We start from the raw sequence: 16293 nt of genomic DNA, 5'->3' as shown, positions 1-16293 counted from the left end.
GAGTCGTTGTGGAGATCAGTGAAGGGCTGTCCCTATGACAGTATTGGACGGCGCGGTTCAGCGCAGTTTGGTTATCGGGAACTGGTGGGGGAGCGCTCAGCTCATCGAGTCCGACGCTGACGAGCAAGTGCCGTCGGATTCGGGGCTTCTGGTGGAGGCTGCGCTGGAGCTTCCACCTCTCCACCACGGGCGTGTCGTAGCCGGCCGGGACGGGCTCCGTTCACGTCACGTCCGCTGGGTCTCCGTCATGGAGGGACCGGTCGAAGACTTCGTCGCACCGGGCGAGTTCGTGCTGTCCATCGGAGCCGGCCACGACGAAGCCGGCTTCAGTCAATTTGCCAGCGAGATCGCAGACGCTGGAGCTGCCGCTCTGTGCGTCTGTGTCGGCAAGGGCGCTCCGTTCGAGACAGTACCGGCCGCAGTTCTCGAGCTCGGTAACCGACTCGGCTTTCCGGTCATCGAGCTGCCCTGGGAGATCCGCATCGCGGACGTCCTCCGCACACTCGCAACCCGACTTCTGACCGACCGCTACGCCGCTCCTCCACCGAGTAACCAGATGCCTGCCGGCCTCATCAGCGCCCTGCTACACGGAGACGGCCTCGCGGCGGTGACCGAAGCCGCCGAGACGATGATCGGCCGCCCCATTGTCATACTCGACGCCGGACTCGGGCCGCTGTCCCTTGGCCCCCGCGCGCAAACCCTGCTCAGCCCAGGTGAACTGGCCGCACGTGTCGCCGACATGCCCGCGCAGACACAGCAGCAGCTCCGCGCGCGATTCGAGGCGGACGAGGTAGCGGCACTCCCCGGGATCGAACCACTTGGCCTACCGGCTGTGCTGGCGGCGAAAGCGAGAGCACAGGACCGCGCACTGGGCTACGTACTCGCCCTCGGCGAGGGGCGCCAAGCCCACACCTTTGCCGTCGAACGGCGCGCACTCCAGCACGCAGGCGCCGCCGTCGCCATTGAGCTCCTGCGCCGCCAGGCCGTCGCCGAAGCAGAAGCACGCGTCCATGGCGACTTCCTCTGGGAACTCGCCAGCGGCCGACTCACCACCCAGGAGATCGCGACCAAGGCCACCCTGCTCGGCTACTCACTCAACCAGCGCTACCGGCTCATCCTCGGACAGAGCGAGCACCCCGAGCACCCCGCGCTGCTGGACAACGTCGTCGGCCAAGCACCACGCCAGGGAGGGGTCGAAGGCCTCCATGCGACGCGCCGAGGACAGGAAGTCATGATCCTCGTGCCCGACGATGCTCCGCCCATGCTGACCCCGATCAGTCTGATCCAGCGCCTCACCGCGGACCTACCCGAACAGGCGCTTACCTGGGGCATCACCGATCACGCCGTGACCGTGCGCACACTGCCAGACGGGCTGTCACGCGCCCGGCGTACGGCCGAGATCGGACGCGCACTCCGCGGCCCCGGCGCCGTCAGCGATGCGCGCACGCTGGAGCCGTTCTTCATCCTGGCGAACCTGGCACGCGACCCTGAGGCATCACGCATCGCGACCGCGGCACTCGACCCGCTGGTGCAGTACGACACAAACTGCGAAAGCCACCTCATGCGCACCTTGGAGATTTACATAGAGGAGCTCGGCAACACCAGCTCGGCAGCCCGCCGATTGTTCCTCAACCGGCACTCATTGATCTACCGACTCCGCAAGATCGAAGAACTGACCGGCCGCAACCTCGACCGCGCCGAAGACCGACTGATCCTCGACCTCAGCCTCCGGCTGCGGCGCCTGAACGGCGATTCCCCACCATGAGCACAGCGCAAACGAGTACTTCCCAACTACCTGCCGCGGGAGTACGGATGCCGTCAAGGCTTCGGCCAGGCAGGCATGTGCAACCGACCGTGCCGAGGGTGGGCGGGCACCAAGTGGAGTAGCCGGACGCCACAACGTCATCGCCATCAACCGCACCCCGTCCGAGCTGACCCGGCCGGTGCGCTGCCCCTGGGCCGTGACAGGCCCGGCCGCCGACCCGACGATGTCCTCGCGCCTGGTCGTGTTGTTGCCGGCGGGGCTCGCCACGGCGGCGTCGTGGGCGATGGAGGTGGCGCATCCCGATGACTCTCTGAGGAGTCGCCCATGGTTCCGCACGTTGCCCTCACGTGGGTCACCACCGCCCACGGCGGAGCAGAGAACTCCGTCACCGAGTTCGCGGCACGACCGGTTCGCCGAGCGCGCATCGGTTCGCCGCGCGCCGACAGATCAGCCACCTGCTCAGTACCGAGGCCGCTCGCGTCAGCGCGGCCTCGCCCCGATTTTGCATGCCGGACCACGCCACGACGGTGGACTAGTATTGGTTAACCGGTCCACCACTCGGCCCTTGGAGCCCTCATGGTCACACCACTGCCACGCCCGCAGGCTACTGCCCCCCGGAGGGACGGGCCAGGGGTGGAGTTGACACGCAGGTTGCTCGAGTACCTATTGTCGGGGGAGTTGACACCCGGCCAGCGCATCCCGTCAGAACGGCAGCTGGCGGAGGCCTTGGCGACCGGCAGGTCGACCGTGCGTGAGGCGATCAAATCCTTGAGCCTGCTAGGGCTACTGGAACAGCGGGTGGGAGATGGCACGTATCTGAGTCGCTCGACCTCGGATCTTCTGCCCCAGGTGATCGAGTGGGGAATGCTGCTGGGCGAGAAGCGGCTGGAGGACCTTCTGGAGGCGCGCTACTACCTGGAGATAGAGCTGGCGGGATGGGCCGCGGAGCGCCGCACCGAGCAGCAATTGGAACGGCTGCGGGAGCTGTCCAGACAGATGCGGGACGCGGGCGACGACTTCGATGCGTACGTTGCGGCTGACATCGCGTTCCATCTACAGGTGGCCGAGGCGAGCGGGAACGGCGTCCTGACCAGTGTGTTGACCAATGTCCAGTCACTGCTGCAGGCGTGGGCGTCCCGGGTCATCCGCGCGGCGGGGGAAACAAAGACATCGCTCGCTATGCACGAGCCGATCCTCAAGGCTGTGGAGAAGCGCGACGCCGATGCGGCGAGGGAGGCGATGCGCGCGCACATGGACCGTGCGGCGCGACGGCTGCAGGCAAGCATGCCCAAGCGCGGCGGGGATGAGGTCAGCGGGATCTAACGAGGAACCCTGGGCGTTTACGACTCCGTTGGGAAATCCGTAAACCGGTGATGATGAGTGTGCCGGGCCGTCATGGGGGGTTGACTTCTCCGTCCTGCGACTTCCGTGCCCGGTTGATCGAGCACGGCCTGGAGGAGAAGGTCCTGGACCGGGTCCTTGAGCGAATCTCCGAAATCGGGCTGCTGCGCACGGGGGGCCGTCAGCGGACCGACTCCACCCACGTGCTCGCGGCGGTGCGGACGTTGAACCGGATGGAGTTCGTGGGCGAGACCCTGCGGGCTGCCCTGCATGACACGCCCTTCGTCCCGCCTCTGGTGAGGCAGATCCGCGGCGGGGCAGGCTGGTGTGCTGCCGTTCGGCGTGATCTCGGCGAGCCGGTCGGTGCGGACGACGTGACGGTTGCGCAGCCAGGTCTCCAGCCGCTTGGCGCCGATGCGGCGGATGGCCGCTGGGGTTTGGTAAGCGGCCAGCAAGGTGAGCGGGCCGGTGTTGGTCATATCCGGGGCTCGTGCCAGGCCGGGGAAGAACGCCAGCGAGCTGGACTCGCAAGCGGTTGACCGTGCGGGTGCGGTCGGCGACCCGGTCTGTGCGTCGTGCCTGTGAGGATCTTGAGTTCGGTGACGGTGTCGTCGCTGGCGCGTGAGGGGGACGCGGACCTGGTCGTGATGACAGCGGCGTCGTTGACGTCTGTATTGCCCTCACGCAGTAGCTCTCGGAGGGGCGGTGGATGGCGGCCGGAGATGTAGTGCGAGGACTGGTCGTGGCTGAGGAGGATGGCGATGTCCAGGGCGGTTCCGTCGTGGGTCAGGTCGACGGTGGAGCCGCCCTTGGACGGGATGCCAGCGAGGAGTTCGACGGCCGGGCAGGGCCGGCGAATACAGATCAGCTTGCCGGCCCGGTCGCACTCGGCGATCGTGCCGTACACCAGGACGTACGTCGGCCTGGCCCGCGACTGTGGCTTCGCTGCTCCGGAAACCTGCGGCGGTCTTGGCAAGAGTGGTGTGCTCCCGCAGAGCGCCACCAGAGCCCGCCGTGAGGGCGCTGCTTGCACCACCAGTTACCCCTCAGTGCACAAGCCACCAAAGCAACCTTTCCTGGACGCAATCGTCAGCCACCACACGACGCCAACAAAGTTGGTAGTAGAGTGTCGCGGCTTAATTTTGCTGTGTGGTGGGGTAGAGGTGGCGTAGTTTGACGCGTGCGTCGTCGGTGGTGAAGTGCCAGTCGACTTGGCGCTGGTTGTTGTTGGTGTGCTGTTGCCAGGCGGCGAGTTCGGTGTTGAGCACGGTGAGGTCGTTGATGCGGCGGTCCAGGCACTGGCGGGTGAGCGCGGAGAGCTCGATCTCGGCGATGTTGAGCCAGGAGCCGTGTTTGGGGGTGTGGTGGATCTCCAGGCGCTGGGCCAGGGCGAAGGCCTTCCCTGGGTCGAACGCCTCGTAGAGCGAGGCGGGGGTGTGGGTGTTGAGGTTGTCCATCACCAGTACGACCGTGGCGGCGTCGGGGTAGTCCACGGTCAGCAGGTGTTCGACCTGGTGCGCCCAGTCGATCCTGGTCCGGCGGGGCCGGGCGTCCACGCGTCGCCATCCGCGCAGCGGCTCGACCCAGCAGAAGATCGAGCAGATTCCCGAGCGGACGTACTCGTTGTCCTCGCGCCGGTCACGGCCCGGCCGCGCGGGGAGCGGTTCGCGGAACGTGGCCGAGTAGCTGGTAGGGCTTTTCGTCCATGCACACCACGGGGCGTGCCGGGTCGAAGGGGCGGCGGTAGACCGCCAGGATGTCCTCCATCGCCGCGGCGAAGGCCGCGTTCGCGGTGGGCGGGATGGTCCAGCACTTCTTCACGTGAGGGCGCAGTTCCGTTTTTTTAAGACCCGGCCGATCGTGGAGTGGTCCAGATTCGGGATGTCCTCGACCAGCGCGACGTGCTTCTCGAGCAGGCGCAGCGACCAGCGGGCGTGTCCCTTGGGTGGCGTCGAGCAGGCCAGCGCGATCAGCCTCGCCTCGATCTCGCCGGTTACCGGGGAGGGCACCGGCGGGAGTGCGCGTTCCTTCCGGCCGACCGTGGCCCACACATCGCCGCCGGTCTCCGCGTACCGCTTCGAGATCAGGCGGACCGAGTCGCACGAGACCCCGACCCGGTTCGCGATCACCGTCCGTGGAGCGACCTCGCCGACCGAGGTGTCCAGCGCGAGCAGCACCCGCGCCCGCCTGATCATCGACGCGCTGCGGACTCCCGTCGTCGTCATCCGCACCAACGCCCGACGATCCTCGGCACTCAACGCAACCGGATACTTCTTCTGTGAGGACACAGCTCCCCCTGCCGGCCGAACGGAAACGGCAAGGAGAGCCTGCCCCGACCCCAACTCCACCAACCAGAACGACACTTAGCCGCGACAATCTACTAGTAGTGCCGCATCAAGCAACGTTCGCCCTGGTGAGGAACCAAGCCAACACAGCCACGCCGATGGGTAACGCAACAAGGTAGCCGACGAGGATACCGACGCCCGGATCAGCCAGCGCAGGAAAGGCCCTGTTCACTGCTGCAGCCACGAGCAGTCTCACCGTTGCCAGCGCAAGGAGAGCGGCAACAACAGCAAGCCGACGCGGCGGGCCCGCCCCGCTGTACAACTCAGCCGCAGGCCCGATCGCGATCAGGCCCGTCACGAGGAGGACGAAACCAGTGTCGGGCAGCCACCCGAACGGCCACCCCACCAGAGCGACCAACCCGGAGAAAGCGAGGCCGCCCAGTTCCAGCGCGACGGTGGCCACTACCGGGTGGTCCCACGAGCGGCGTCGGATCGAGCCGCTCCCACTGTCCTTCTCATCGGCCACGTCGTCAGAGTAGCCACCGACAGGGCGAACGTGTCTATATGCGGCAGTAGTTGGTGTGGGGTGAGGCGTGGTGTCGGAGCGGAAGGTGCTCTTTTGCGGGGGTTCAGGCGGCGCCGTGGAGTAGGTGTGACAGTTCGGCGTCGATGTCGAATTCGTCGGTCTCGCGGCCTGCTGGGATCAGGAGGTAGGTGCGGTTCAGCCACTCGGCCACCACCGGGAGGGGGGCTCTGAGCCAGGCCTCTCCGTCAGGCGAGGACAGCTCCAGGTTGAGCACGGTGTCCGATCCGCTGGTGCTCGGCCAGACTCGGACGTCTCCTTCTCCGCTCAGTCCGAGCATCCCCTGCGCCAGCAGGTCGCGGGCGAACGCCCAGGGCACTGGGCCGCAGGCCTCCGTGTAGAAGATGACGTGCACGGCGAACGGGTCATCCGGCCGGTAAGACAGATGGGCCGGCAACGCGACCGCTCTCTCCGGGGCGAGCACGAGCTCCATACGAAGTATTTGATCTATGCAGTCGCTCATAGCTCGACTCTCTGTTTCCACCTGAAGCAGGCCCTGCACGATGTGAGAAAAAGACACTGTGTGCCCCCGTGAGGCGAAGGCCTGCCAGCCGCATCCACCGTGCGCACCACGCCTACCGCCGTAGGCGGTTGAGCGCTTTCACGGCCTGGCATCCACGGGACGGTGCTGGTGCACTCTGACATGTCCTACGCCCTGGAGGCGCACGCGGGTGACAGGGTCGTGCGGGGTGGAGTCCCAGCGGCAGCCGTCGCCGTTTTTGGGGAAGTCCACGGTGTCGAACCGCTTGTTGGAGCGGAACCGCGGATACCCGGGCTTGTCACCGGCCTTGATGCGTCGGAAGAAGGCGGTGAACGCCTTGTCCAGCCGCCGCAAGGTCGCCTGCTGCGAGCTGAACGACCAGCGGGCATGATCGGGGTCGTAGGCGCGGATGTCCTTGAGCTGAGCGGACTGCTGCCCATAGCGGAGGGTCGTCTTCGAGGCGTGCCGGTAGGCGTCGCGTCGTTCCTGCAACGCCGCGTTGTAGAGGGTGCAGTGATCGTGGAGCATCGCCGTCAAGGCGCCCTGCTGGCCCACGGTGGGGCGCATGAGGAACTTGTAGGCGCGGATCACTGGTTCACCCCCTTCCCGAGCCGGGACGGCAATATCCTAGCATTGGCTTATGTCACCACGCTGGGAATCAAACCCCGATGTACGGCGCGGTCGTCACGTCGTCTACAACCTGCATGCACACTTGGTGTTTGTCACCAAGTACCGGCGGAACGTGTTCAACGACGTCATGCTGACCCGCTGTGAAGAGATCATGCGCAAGGTGTGCGAGGACTTCGAGGCCGAGCTGATCGAGTTCAACGGCGAAGAGGATCATGTACACCTGCTGATCCACTACCCGCCGAAGGTCGCCCTGTCCAACCTGGTCAACTCCCTCAAGGGCGTCAGCTCCCGCCGTCTGCGACAGGAGTTCACAGGCCGCGTGAACTGGGCGATCATGCACGGCCGGTTCTGGTCCGGCTCCTACTTCGCCGGATCCTGCGGTGGCGCACCCCTGGCCATGGTCAAGGATTACATCGAGAACCAGAAGCGGCCCGACTGAGCGCGGGCCGCAGGGGGAGCATTACGAAGCGATGCTGCGGCGCTCCGCGCCGCAGGGCTCAGGATCGGATTCCCTCCCCGTCTGAAGGCGGGGATTCCCTCCGAAGAAGAGGGATGGCAGCGGGCCGCAGATGCATCGTGTCACTGCTGCGACGCAGCGGGCAGGCGACCACAGCATGCACCGCCTCCGACGAGCCGTGGCCGGCCTCTTCGGCGTCCAACAGAGAAGTCGGCCTACCCAGCGCCACGTGAGCTGAGGAATCGCAGAGAATCAACGTGTTGGTCCCGTGATCCGGATCGTCGTTGTGATACCAGCATCTCTGATGAGGTTCGTGGTTAACTCACGGTGAAATTTGGGGTGTTGTTCCCGTATCTGGAGGCGCGGCAGCGGGGGCTGCTGATGGGGCTGAGGCCCAGCACCGGCAGCGGTGCTGCCGGTGCTGACGCCGATGTGACCGTTCTCGACGGAACCTGACTGTGTGGTATCCGGCTGCGGGAGCTTTAGCGCGCGTGGCACTTGGGCGTTTGCCTCGCTTGCCATGTGGCAGCTGGCCTTGGGCAACGCTGCGAGGCCGAGCTGCACCGGATCGGTCTGGTCCCTGCTCATGCATGCCGCCGAGAATGGATCTTCTTTCAGAGGGAGAGGTCGGTTTCCTCTGGGAGTTCCTCGACGTCGACGCCGCGGACCTGGGCGAGTTCGTGCTTGAGTGCGGCCAGTTCGCCGCCGCCAGCCATGTGGTTGGTGAGCTCTTCGAGGGACACCTGGCTGCGGTCGGCGCTCAGTTCCATGACGCCGAGTCGCAGTACCGCGAAGTGGTCGCCGACCATGTAGGCGTGGTGGGGGTTGTGGGTGATGAAGATGACGCCCAGTCCCTTGTCGCGGGCGGCCGCGATGTACCTCAGTACGACGCCGGACTGCTTGACGCCGAGCGCCGCAGTTGGCTCGTCGAGGATCAGCACTCGGGCGCCGAAGTAGACCGCGCGGGCGATCGCCACGGATTGGCGCTGGCCTCCGGAGAGGGTGCCGATGGGCTGCTCGAGGTCGTCGAGCTCGATGCCCATGGCGCATAGTTCCTCATCCACGATCTTCTTCATTTTCTCGATGTCGAGACGGCGCAGCGGCCACAGTCCGCGGGTGAGTTCGGAGCCGAGGAAGAAGTTGCGCCACACCGGCATCAGCGGGACGACGGCCAGGTCCTGGTAGACGGTGGCGATTCCCATGTCGAGGGCCTCGCGCGGGGTGGAGAACCGCACCGGTTCGCCGTCGACGCGGTACTGGCCGTCGGTGTGCGGGTGAAGCCCGGATATGATCTTGATGAGGGTGGACTTGCCGGCGCCGTTGTCGCCGAGAACGCAGGTGACCTGGCCCGGCCTGACAGCGACGTCGATGCCCTCCAGGGCGCGGACGTTGCCGTACTGTTTGCCGGCGCCGTGCAGTTCAACGATGGGTTTCGTGTCGGTCAGGGCGGTTCCGTTGACGGTCATGGTGCCGGTCACCTCCGGGTTGCCTGGCGTCGGACCCAGGTGTTGAGCAGCATGGCGCCGAGCAGCATGATGCCAAGGAAGAACTTGAACCAGTCGGGGTTCCAGCCGGCGAAGACGATGCCTTGGGTGACCATGCCGAAGATGAAGGCGCCGAACGCAGGGCCGATCGCCGAGCCGTAGCCGCCGGTAAGCAGGCAGCCGCCGATCACTGCCGCGACGATGTAGAGCAGCTCGTTGCCGATGCCCTCGCCGGACTGCACGGTGTTGTACTCGAACAGTTGGTGCATGCCGACGAACCAGGCGCCCAGTCCCACCAGCATGAACAGCAGGATCTTGGTGCGGGCTACCGGCACTCCGACCGCGCGTGCGCTCTCGTTCTGTCCGCCGACGGCGAAGATCCAGTTGCCGAACTTGGTGCGCAGCAGCACCCAGGTGGCGATGGCGACGAAGAAGAGCCACCACAGGACCGTTATCTTCACCGGGACGCCGGCGATGGTGATGTCGGAGGCGAAGACTGCCTTGGCGGAGCTGAAGCCTTGCATGTCGGAGATGTCGTTCGTGGCCACGTTGCCGGTGAAGATCTTGGTGACCGCGAGGTTCAGGCCCTGGAGCATCAGGAAGCTGCCCAGGGTGACGAGGAAGCTGGGCAGTTTGGTTTTGACCAGCACGTATCCGTTGAAGAATCCCACGGCGAGCGAGACGACCAGTGCGGCGAGGACGCCCATCCAGACGTTCATCGAGAGCTGGTAGGCGAATATGCTTGCCGTGAGCGACGAGGTGATCACCGCGACGCCGGCCGACAGGTCGAACTCACCGCCGATCATGAGCAAGCTCACTGGCAGTGCCATCAGACCGAGTGTGGAGGCTTGATACAGCACGGTGGACAGAGAGTCGGCGGGCCGGAAGCTGGGGGCCACCGCCCAGAAGAAGGCATAGACGGCGACTGCGCCGATCATGGCGCCGACCTCTGGGCGGGCCAGGAACCTGCGCGCCAGGGACCGCCGCGCGGTCCGGGTCCCCACGCTGGTCGCGGACCGGGTCGGCGGGGCAGTGGTGTGGGCACTCATCATCGATCACCTGGTGCCGTTCTTCGCGTACTGATACACCTTGGCGATGTTCGACTTGTCGACGAATGCAGGCCCGGTCAGCGTGGGCTGGCCGCCGCCGATGGTGTCGCCGTTGACCTTGTACAGCCACAGGGAGTCAACGGCCAAGTAGCCTTGGAGGTAGGGCTGGTGGTCCAGGGAGAACTCGATCGATCCGTTCTTGATCGCTGCCACGATATCCTTGTTCAGATCGAAGGTGTTGACCTTCGCCTTGCTGTTGGCGTCCTTGACCGACGACAGCGCGGTTGACCCGATCGTGGCCTGCAGCGTGGTGACTTGATCGATGCTCGGGTCCTGCCGCAGCTTCGCGGTCAGCGTCGACTGCACGGATGACATGTCCTGGCCATTGACGTACAGGATGTCGGTCTTCCCCTTGAACGTCGACTTCACGCCCGCACACCGGGCCTCCAGCGCCACGGTTCCCTGGGCGTGGATGAGGCACAGGTCGTGCTTGGCGCCCATGCTGTTGAGCCGGTTTCCCACCATCTCGCCGGCGAATTTTTCATCGGACCCGAAGTAGCCGATTGCGCCCAACTTGTTCCAGTAGTCCATGCCCTGGTTGAAGGCGATTACCGGGATGCCCGCCGCCTCGGCCTTGGCGAGGACCCCCCGCATGGCGTCAGGCGTGGCCAGGGTGACCGCGATCCCGTCGACCTTCTGGTCGATGGCGTTGCGGACCAGATTGGACTGGTTGGACGCCGTGGGATCGGAGGAATACACGAGCTTGACGTTGTCCTTGGCGGCTGCAGCCTCGGCCCCCTTGCGCACGACGTCCCAGTAGGGGTCGCCGGCTACCCCGTGCGTGACCATCGCGATCGTCATGCGCGGGGTGTTGGCGTGGCCTGCCACGATGCCGGTCGAGGCCGTTTCGGCGTTCTTCCCGCCGGTGCTGCTGGTGCATCCGGCGAGGAGGAGGGTGCCAGTTATGCAGGCGGCGACAAGAGCAGTCGCTTGGGCCTTACGGACTCTGGGAGATCGGTCCATTGATTCTGCGCCTCACTGCGTAGAAGGGGGAAAGGGAGAGGTGGAACGGGACTCCGGTCGGACATCGACCAGGCGATGTCCTCTCTCAATCGTTCCTGCCGACCGTCAGCCGACCTGGGCCGCTCAGAGAGCGGCTTGGCGCTGAGTGGCCTCACAGTAAATCGCAGTGGACAACCGGTCAACCGTTTGGACAACCGGTCGACCACTCTATTTTCCAGTGTCTCGAGCCAAGGTCCGTCCAGGCTCAGAAGCTGCCGAAAGCGATCAAATCGCCTGCCGGGCCCGATCCGGTGCGCACCGCGTCGGCGGGGATCACCGACTCGATACCGGCGGAATTCGCCGCCTCGGCGCCCGGCGGGACAAGCATGGTCTTCACGTACTGCCCCGGCCTCCACCCAGGGCTTGATCAAGTTCCGTAGGTGTCCGGATTGTTGGTGATGCCGAGGATGGGGAGTGCTCGGTGGGGTTCGTCGCGGATCGCCCGGGTGGTTTTGGCGATGTTGTCGGCTCCGAGGGTTTTCAGCACGCCGATGGCGAGGTTGCGGAGGGTGGCCATGGCCCGTGGTGCGGTTCCGGCGTGGACGGTGGAGGCGTCCTCGGCGAAGGTGACGTCCCTGATGTGGTGCGAGGAGTTCTCCACTGCCCAGTGCCCGCGAATCGCGGCGGCCAGGTCGGCGGGGCCGGCCTGGTGGGCGTCGAGGCTGGTGACGGCGTAGACACTCTCACGGGTCTCGCGCTTGCCGGACTGCTTGCGCCGGCGGTGGACGCGGATGGCCAGGCGGGCGTGGGGGAAGGCGATCGGGCCGCGTTCGTCCGCGACGGCGCAGGTCTTGATCGAGCGGGACTCGCGTCTGCCGTGCCCGGAGGCGGAGGCGGAGTGCTGGACGGCGATGTCTCGCCATGGCAGGGCCGCGAGCTGGCGGTGGGCGGTGGGCTGGTTGGTCTTGATCACGGCGATGTAGTGCGCCTTCTTGGTCTCGACCAGCCAGGAGATGTTCGCCTTGACCGAGTGCAGGGCGTCGAAGGTGACGACGGTGCCGGTCAGGTCCAGCGGTGCCAGCAGCGGACGGAAGTGGGTGGTTTCGTTGGTCTTCGCGCCGACCTCCACCTGGGCGAGGGTCACGACGGTGCCGTGCGTGACCGCGGAGAGCAGATGCCGGCGCGTCGCGGTGAGACGGGCTGATCCCTTGAGTGCTTTGCCGTCGACAGCGATCATGCGCGGCCGCCCGGACGCGGACGGCGACGGCGCCTGGGCGGGTTCGGTGACGGCACGGTGCCGGTCGGCCAGGTAGGCGCCCACCGCCTGGTCCAGGGCGTCACCGTCAACAGCCTCCAGTACACGGCCGATCGTGGCCCGCGACGGAGTGCGCCGCCATCTGAGCAGGTGGCGCCGGATCCCGATGACGGTCAGGAGTGCGTTCGAAGCACGCCGGCCCCACTCGGCAAGTTCGTCGATGCTCCTGGCTCCCGAGACGACCGCGCAGGCACACACCAGAAGGATCGCGGTCAGCGAGTACCACCGGCCCCGCCGGGAGCGCGGGTCGGGCACCGAGTCGAAGTAGGGGCGCAGGTCAGCGATCCGGTCGGCATCCAGCGGACCCAGCTTCACCAGCACGGCGGGAATGGGAGAAGATACAGCGGCAGGCACGGGCCACCTCATGATCATCGGGCTTAGACACCACAATGATCACGAAGCCCGTGCCTGCTCTGTTATGCACCCCAACCGGTCACAACCCGACCAGCCGCACGACCCCGGAACTTGCAACCGCCCTGGCCTCCACCCGCACGGAGTCCAGACCCGCCCCCTCCGACCGCGCCTGGCGGGAGGAGAGGCCCTCCCCTCGATTCCGGCAGCACGTACAACCACGGCCACATCGGCGACCCGGCCCAGATGGCAGCCCGCCTCGCCGATGACCGACCTCCTGGACGAGATCGAATCCGGACGACACTCCGCCCGCACCGCCGTCGCACAAAGAGCACGGGTGGACTGCACGCACGTCGAGATGCCCTTCATGGCCCAAGGCAACCATTCTCGAGCTCCACCGCCATCAACCAATACGTGGTGACGGCCGCTGAAGGGGCTGCCTCGCCAACGCCGAAAGCCGAGGCCGTCGAACGGGGAGTCGTGAAACGGCCGCCTGCAGGGCAATCAATACGATGCCCTAGGCCACCGGTGACCAGGGCGGACTGCCCGTCGAGGCAGAAACGATCAAGACGACGTCCGGGCCCACCCGTCGTGAGGTGGTCATGTGAGGCAACGACGTGGTCCAATCGCTCCGGCCGAAGAGCGCGCACCGGCGACTACTCTCGGTCGGCAGGCGTGGCATCCCTTCCGGACAGCCCGCCGCCTACGGGGGCGCCCTAGTATTGGTGTACCGGTCTGCCACTCTCGGCCCATTGGGGGATTCCACATGGCGATACCACTACCGCGGCCGCAACTGACCCCTCGACGAGACGGACCGGGCGTAGAGCTCACCCGCAGGCTGCTCGACTACCTGCTGTCGGGAGAGCTGACGCCTGGCCAGCGTATCCCGTCGGAGCGGCAGCTCGCGGAGGCTTTGTCGACGGGCAGATCGACGGTGCGTGAAGCGATCAAGTCACTGAGTCTCTTGGGGCTGCTGGAGCAGCGGGTGGGGGACGGCACGTACTTGAGCCGCTCGACCTCCGATCTCCTGCCTCAGGTGATCGAGTGGGGAATGCTGCTCGGGGAGAAGCGACTGGAGGATCTCCTTGAGGCCCGTCATCACCTTGAGGTGCAATTGGCGGGTTGGGCCGCGGAGCGCCGCAGCGAAGAGCAGCTGGAACAGCTGCAGGCTCTGGCACAACGGATGCGGGATGCCGGCGATGATTTCGACGCTTACGTAGCCGCTGACATCGCGTTCCATCTCCAGATCGCAGAGGCGAGCGGGAACACCGTCCTGACCAGTGTGCTGACCAACATCCAGTCGTTGCTTCAGGCCTGGGCGTCCAGGGTCATCCGCACCGCCGGCGAGACGCACACGTCGCTGGCGATGCACGAGCCGATCCTCAAGGCCGTGGAGAACCGGGACGCGGAGGCGGCTCGGGAGGCGATGCGTGCGCACATGGAGCGTGCGACGCGGCGCCTGCGGGCCAGCATGCCCAAGAGCGGCGGCGCCGAGACGGGCGCCTGACGGCTTCTGTCGGGCGTGCATCGACGGCGACGTCTTTGTTCGCTGTCGGAACATCGGCTATCCATGGCACACGTCCAGCAGCGTCCCACTGCGGTGGAGCATGCGATCAAGGCGTACGTGGAGCGGTCGATCACCGGACGGTGAGCTGCATCGTTGCCGGAGCAGACGACACCACAGCAGTCGAAGCCCCTGGCCGAGCCCCGCATCCAGAAGCGTGTCCACGGGCGGACGCTCCTGGCTCGGTGGCAGCCCGGCGCTTGCCGGGGGGCCCACCCATTTCTATTTCATTCATTCATCGTCGTCATCATTCATCTTGCTGATCACTACGGTGACTCCTCCACCCCGTAAACGGGGTAGCTTCTCGCTATGCCGGGTTGGCGTCGCGACGGGCCAGCCCGGCCCGTAGAACGTTCAGGGCGCCCACCGTGTCCGCGTGTGCGGTGTGGCCGCACGAGACGCAGTGGAACTTCTCCTGGGTGGGCCGGTTCTCCTTGGCGGTGTGCCCGCACTCAGGGCACCGTCGGGAGGTGTTGCGGGGGTCCACCGCCATCACCACTCGCCCGGCGCCTTCCGCCTTGGCCGCGAGGATCGCGAGGAACACCCCCCATCCAGCATCAGCGATCGAACGGTTGAGTCCGGTCTTAGCGCTTGCCCCGTTCGGGAGGAACGCGCGCGGCTGCTCGGGGTCCGGCTTCGGTGCCGGCGCCTTGCTCATGTTGCGGATCTTGAGGTCTTCATGCGCGATGAAATCGTGCTGACGCACGAGGTCAAGCGCGGTCTTGTGCGCGTGGTCCAGGCGTTGACGGCGTACCTTGCGGTGCAGCCCCGCCACGGTCTCTACGGCTTTGCGGCGCCGCTTTGATCCGCGCTTGCACCGGCTCAGGGCCCGTTGTGCGGCTTCCAGCTTCGCGGCTGCCTTCGCTCCGTGGCGGGGGTTGGGTACGAATTCGCCGCCTGAGTCGGCGAGGAAGTTGGCTATGCCCATGTCGATGCCGACCACGCTGCCGGTCGCGGGCAACGGTTCGGGCTGGGCCTGGTCGGCGGTGAGGACGACGTACCAGCGTCGCCCTTCGCGCTTCACCGCGATCGTCTTGACCTTGCCGACCACGGGACGGTGCTGGTGCACTCTGACATGTCCTACGCCCTGGAGGCGCACGCGGGTGACAGGGTCGTGCGGGGTGGAGTCCCAGCGGCAGCCGTCGCCGTTTTTGGGGAAGTCCACGGTGTCGAACCGCTTGTTGGAGCGGAACCGCGGATACCCGGGCCTGTCACCGGCCTTGATGCGTCGGAAGAAGGCGGTGAACGCCTTGTCCAGCCGCCGCAAGGTCGCCTGCTGCGAGCTGAACGACCAGCGGGCATGATCGGGGTCGTAGGCGCGGATGTCCTTGAGCTGAGCGGACTGCTGCCCATAGCGGAGGGTCGTCTTCGAGGCGTGCCGGTAGGCGTCGCGTCGTTCCTGCAACGCCGCGTTGTAGAGGGTGCAGTGATCGTGGAGCATCGCCGTCAAGGCGCCCTGCTGGCCCACGGTGGGGCGCATGAGGAACTTGTAGGCGCGGATCACTGGTTCACCCCCTTCCCGAGCCGGGACGGCAAGATCCTAGCATTGGCTTATGTCACCACGCTGGGAATCAAACCCCGATGTACGGCGCGGTCGTCACGTCGTCTACAACCTGCATGCACACTTGGTGTTTGTCACCAAGTACCGGCGGAACGTGTTCAACGACGTCATGCTGACCCGCTGTGAAGAGATCATGCGCCACCCTCGGCAGGGATGCCGCACATGTGGCACCGGGCTCTCCGGTTCTGGTTGTCTACGCCGACGATTTCCTCGCGCTGTGCCATTCCCAGGTCCAGGCCGAGGAAGTCAAGGCGCGGCTGGCCGCGTGGCTCGAACCCCGAGGGCTGGCCTTCCGGGCTGGCCTTCAACGAGGACAAGACGCGTATCGTCGTGCGGCACGAGGCCGCTCGGAGTGAGTGGATACGTAGATGGGAGGGCCGGCTGATGTCGGTGACGTAGTCCCAGGCCAGTGCTCAAGAGCCTGT

General features: G+C 66.1%; 17 protein-coding genes and 3 pseudogenes. 6 read left to right on the top strand and 14 right to left on the bottom strand.

Translation table 11 applies throughout. The features are described 5' to 3' along the window. The first annotated feature begins 34 nt into the window (after positions 1-34). Positions 35-1765, top strand: a complete 1731-nt coding sequence (locus AC07CM_RS45190) for a PucR family transcriptional regulator (RefSeq protein WP_478882394.1) — start codon at positions 35-37, stop codon at positions 1763-1765. A gap of 633 nt (positions 1766-2398) precedes the next feature. After that, on the top strand, positions 2399-3088 hold the full coding sequence (locus AC07CM_RS45185; RefSeq protein WP_478882393.1) for a FadR/GntR family transcriptional regulator: 690 nt from the start codon (positions 2399-2401) through the stop codon (positions 3086-3088). 17 nt (positions 3089-3105) lie between these two features. Here the strand turns inward: AC07CM_RS45185 and AC07CM_RS45180 are convergent, their stop codons facing one another. The 8 genes and pseudogenes from AC07CM_RS45180 to AC07CM_RS45145 form a co-directional block, all read right to left on the bottom strand. Then, positions 3106-3585, bottom strand: a complete 480-nt coding sequence (locus tag AC07CM_RS45180; RefSeq protein ID WP_478882392.1) for a hypothetical protein — start codon at positions 3583-3585, stop codon at positions 3106-3108. Then, complete coding sequence (locus AC07CM_RS45175) at positions 3582-4082, bottom strand: IS110 family transposase (protein ID WP_478882391.1); 501 nt, start codon at positions 4080-4082, stop codon at positions 3582-3584. Before AC07CM_RS45175 ends, AC07CM_RS45180 begins: the two co-directional genes overlap by 4 nt. Positions 4083-4242: 160 nt before the next feature. Next, a pseudogene (locus tag AC07CM_RS45170) lies at positions 4243-4722 on the bottom strand (transposase); the annotation flags it as partial. A gap of 22 nt (positions 4723-4744) precedes the next feature. Next, positions 4745-4927 (bottom strand): hypothetical protein, encoded by a 183-nt coding sequence (locus AC07CM_RS45165; RefSeq protein ID WP_478882390.1) that lies wholly within the window; start codon positions 4925-4927, stop codon positions 4745-4747. Then, a complete protein-coding gene (locus AC07CM_RS45160) occupies positions 4924-5331 on the bottom strand; it encodes a helix-turn-helix domain-containing protein (RefSeq protein WP_478882389.1) in 408 nt (135 codons plus the stop codon). Before AC07CM_RS45160 ends, AC07CM_RS45165 begins: the two co-directional genes overlap by 4 nt. A 169-nt stretch (positions 5332-5500) precedes the next feature. Next, positions 5501-5917: a hypothetical protein gene (locus AC07CM_RS45155; protein WP_478882388.1), complete on the bottom strand. Its 417-nt coding sequence runs from the start codon at positions 5915-5917 to the stop codon at positions 5501-5503. Between the two features lie 103 nt (positions 5918-6020). Beyond that, the gene (locus AC07CM_RS45150; protein WP_478882387.1) at positions 6021-6407 is read right to left on the bottom strand and encodes an SsgA family sporulation/cell division regulator; all 387 of its coding nucleotides are present in this window, start codon (positions 6405-6407) and stop codon (positions 6021-6023) included. Positions 6408-6581: 174 nt separating this feature from the next. Further along, a pseudogene (locus tag AC07CM_RS45145) lies at positions 6582-7046 on the bottom strand (helix-turn-helix domain-containing protein); the annotation flags it as partial. Between the two features lie 49 nt (positions 7047-7095). Between AC07CM_RS45145 and tnpA the strand changes: the two are divergent. After that, positions 7096-7524, top strand: a complete 429-nt coding sequence (tnpA, locus tag AC07CM_RS45140) for an IS200/IS605 family transposase (protein WP_478882386.1) — start codon at positions 7096-7098, stop codon at positions 7522-7524. Positions 7525-8156: 632 nt separating this feature from the next. Here tnpA and AC07CM_RS45135 read toward each other — a convergent pair. Further along, a complete protein-coding gene (locus tag AC07CM_RS45135) occupies positions 8157-9008 on the bottom strand; it encodes an ATP-binding cassette domain-containing protein (RefSeq protein ID WP_478882385.1) in 852 nt (283 codons plus the stop codon). 8 nt (positions 9009-9016) lie between these two features. Beyond that, the gene (locus AC07CM_RS45130) at positions 9017-10030 is read right to left on the bottom strand and encodes an ABC transporter permease (protein WP_478882416.1); all 1014 of its coding nucleotides are present in this window, start codon (positions 10028-10030) and stop codon (positions 9017-9019) included. Here AC07CM_RS45130 and AC07CM_RS45125 point away from each other — a divergent pair. Beyond that, positions 9963-10109 carry a hypothetical protein gene (locus AC07CM_RS45125; RefSeq protein ID WP_478882417.1) on the top strand — a complete coding sequence of 49 codons (147 nt, stop codon included), beginning with the start codon at positions 9963-9965 and terminating at the stop codon, positions 10107-10109. The two genes, AC07CM_RS45130 and AC07CM_RS45125, sit on opposite strands and share 68 nt — an antisense overlap. Here the strand turns inward: AC07CM_RS45125 and AC07CM_RS45120 are convergent. From AC07CM_RS45120 to AC07CM_RS45110, 3 genes are all read right to left on the bottom strand, one after another. After that, on the bottom strand, positions 10082-11098 hold the full coding sequence (locus AC07CM_RS45120) for a sugar ABC transporter substrate-binding protein (protein WP_478882384.1): 1017 nt from the start codon (positions 11096-11098) through the stop codon (positions 10082-10084). The genes AC07CM_RS45125 and AC07CM_RS45120 overlap by 28 nt on opposite strands. 244 nt (positions 11099-11342) lie before the next feature. Next, on the bottom strand, positions 11343-11474 hold the full coding sequence (locus AC07CM_RS45115) for a hypothetical protein (RefSeq protein WP_478882383.1): 132 nt from the start codon (positions 11472-11474) through the stop codon (positions 11343-11345). 30 nt (positions 11475-11504) lie between these two features. Continuing rightward, the gene (locus AC07CM_RS45110) at positions 11505-12713 is read right to left on the bottom strand and encodes an ISAs1 family transposase (RefSeq protein ID WP_478882382.1); all 1209 of its coding nucleotides are present in this window, start codon (positions 12711-12713) and stop codon (positions 11505-11507) included. A 796-nt stretch (positions 12714-13509) separates the two neighbouring features. Here AC07CM_RS45110 and AC07CM_RS45105 point away from each other — a divergent pair. After that, positions 13510-14250, top strand: coding sequence for a FadR/GntR family transcriptional regulator (locus AC07CM_RS45105; protein WP_478882381.1), 741 nt, complete (start codon positions 13510-13512; stop codon positions 14248-14250). A 364-nt stretch (positions 14251-14614) separates the two neighbouring features. On the opposite strand, the gene AC07CM_RS45100 is transcribed toward AC07CM_RS45105, so the two are convergent. Continuing rightward, the gene (locus AC07CM_RS45100; protein WP_478882380.1) at positions 14615-15811 is read right to left on the bottom strand and encodes an RNA-guided endonuclease InsQ/TnpB family protein; all 1197 of its coding nucleotides are present in this window, start codon (positions 15809-15811) and stop codon (positions 14615-14617) included. 49 nt (positions 15812-15860) lie between these two features. Between AC07CM_RS45100 and AC07CM_RS45095 the strand changes: the two are divergent. Continuing rightward, positions 15861-16007, top strand: a pseudogene (locus tag AC07CM_RS45095) (transposase); the annotation flags it as partial. Positions 16008-16293 lie beyond the last annotated feature (286 nt).

The sequence above is a fragment of the Streptomyces sp. NPDC044061 genome (genome assembly GCF_056434305.1).
This window is presented reverse-complemented; position numbering and strand designations above follow the sequence as displayed.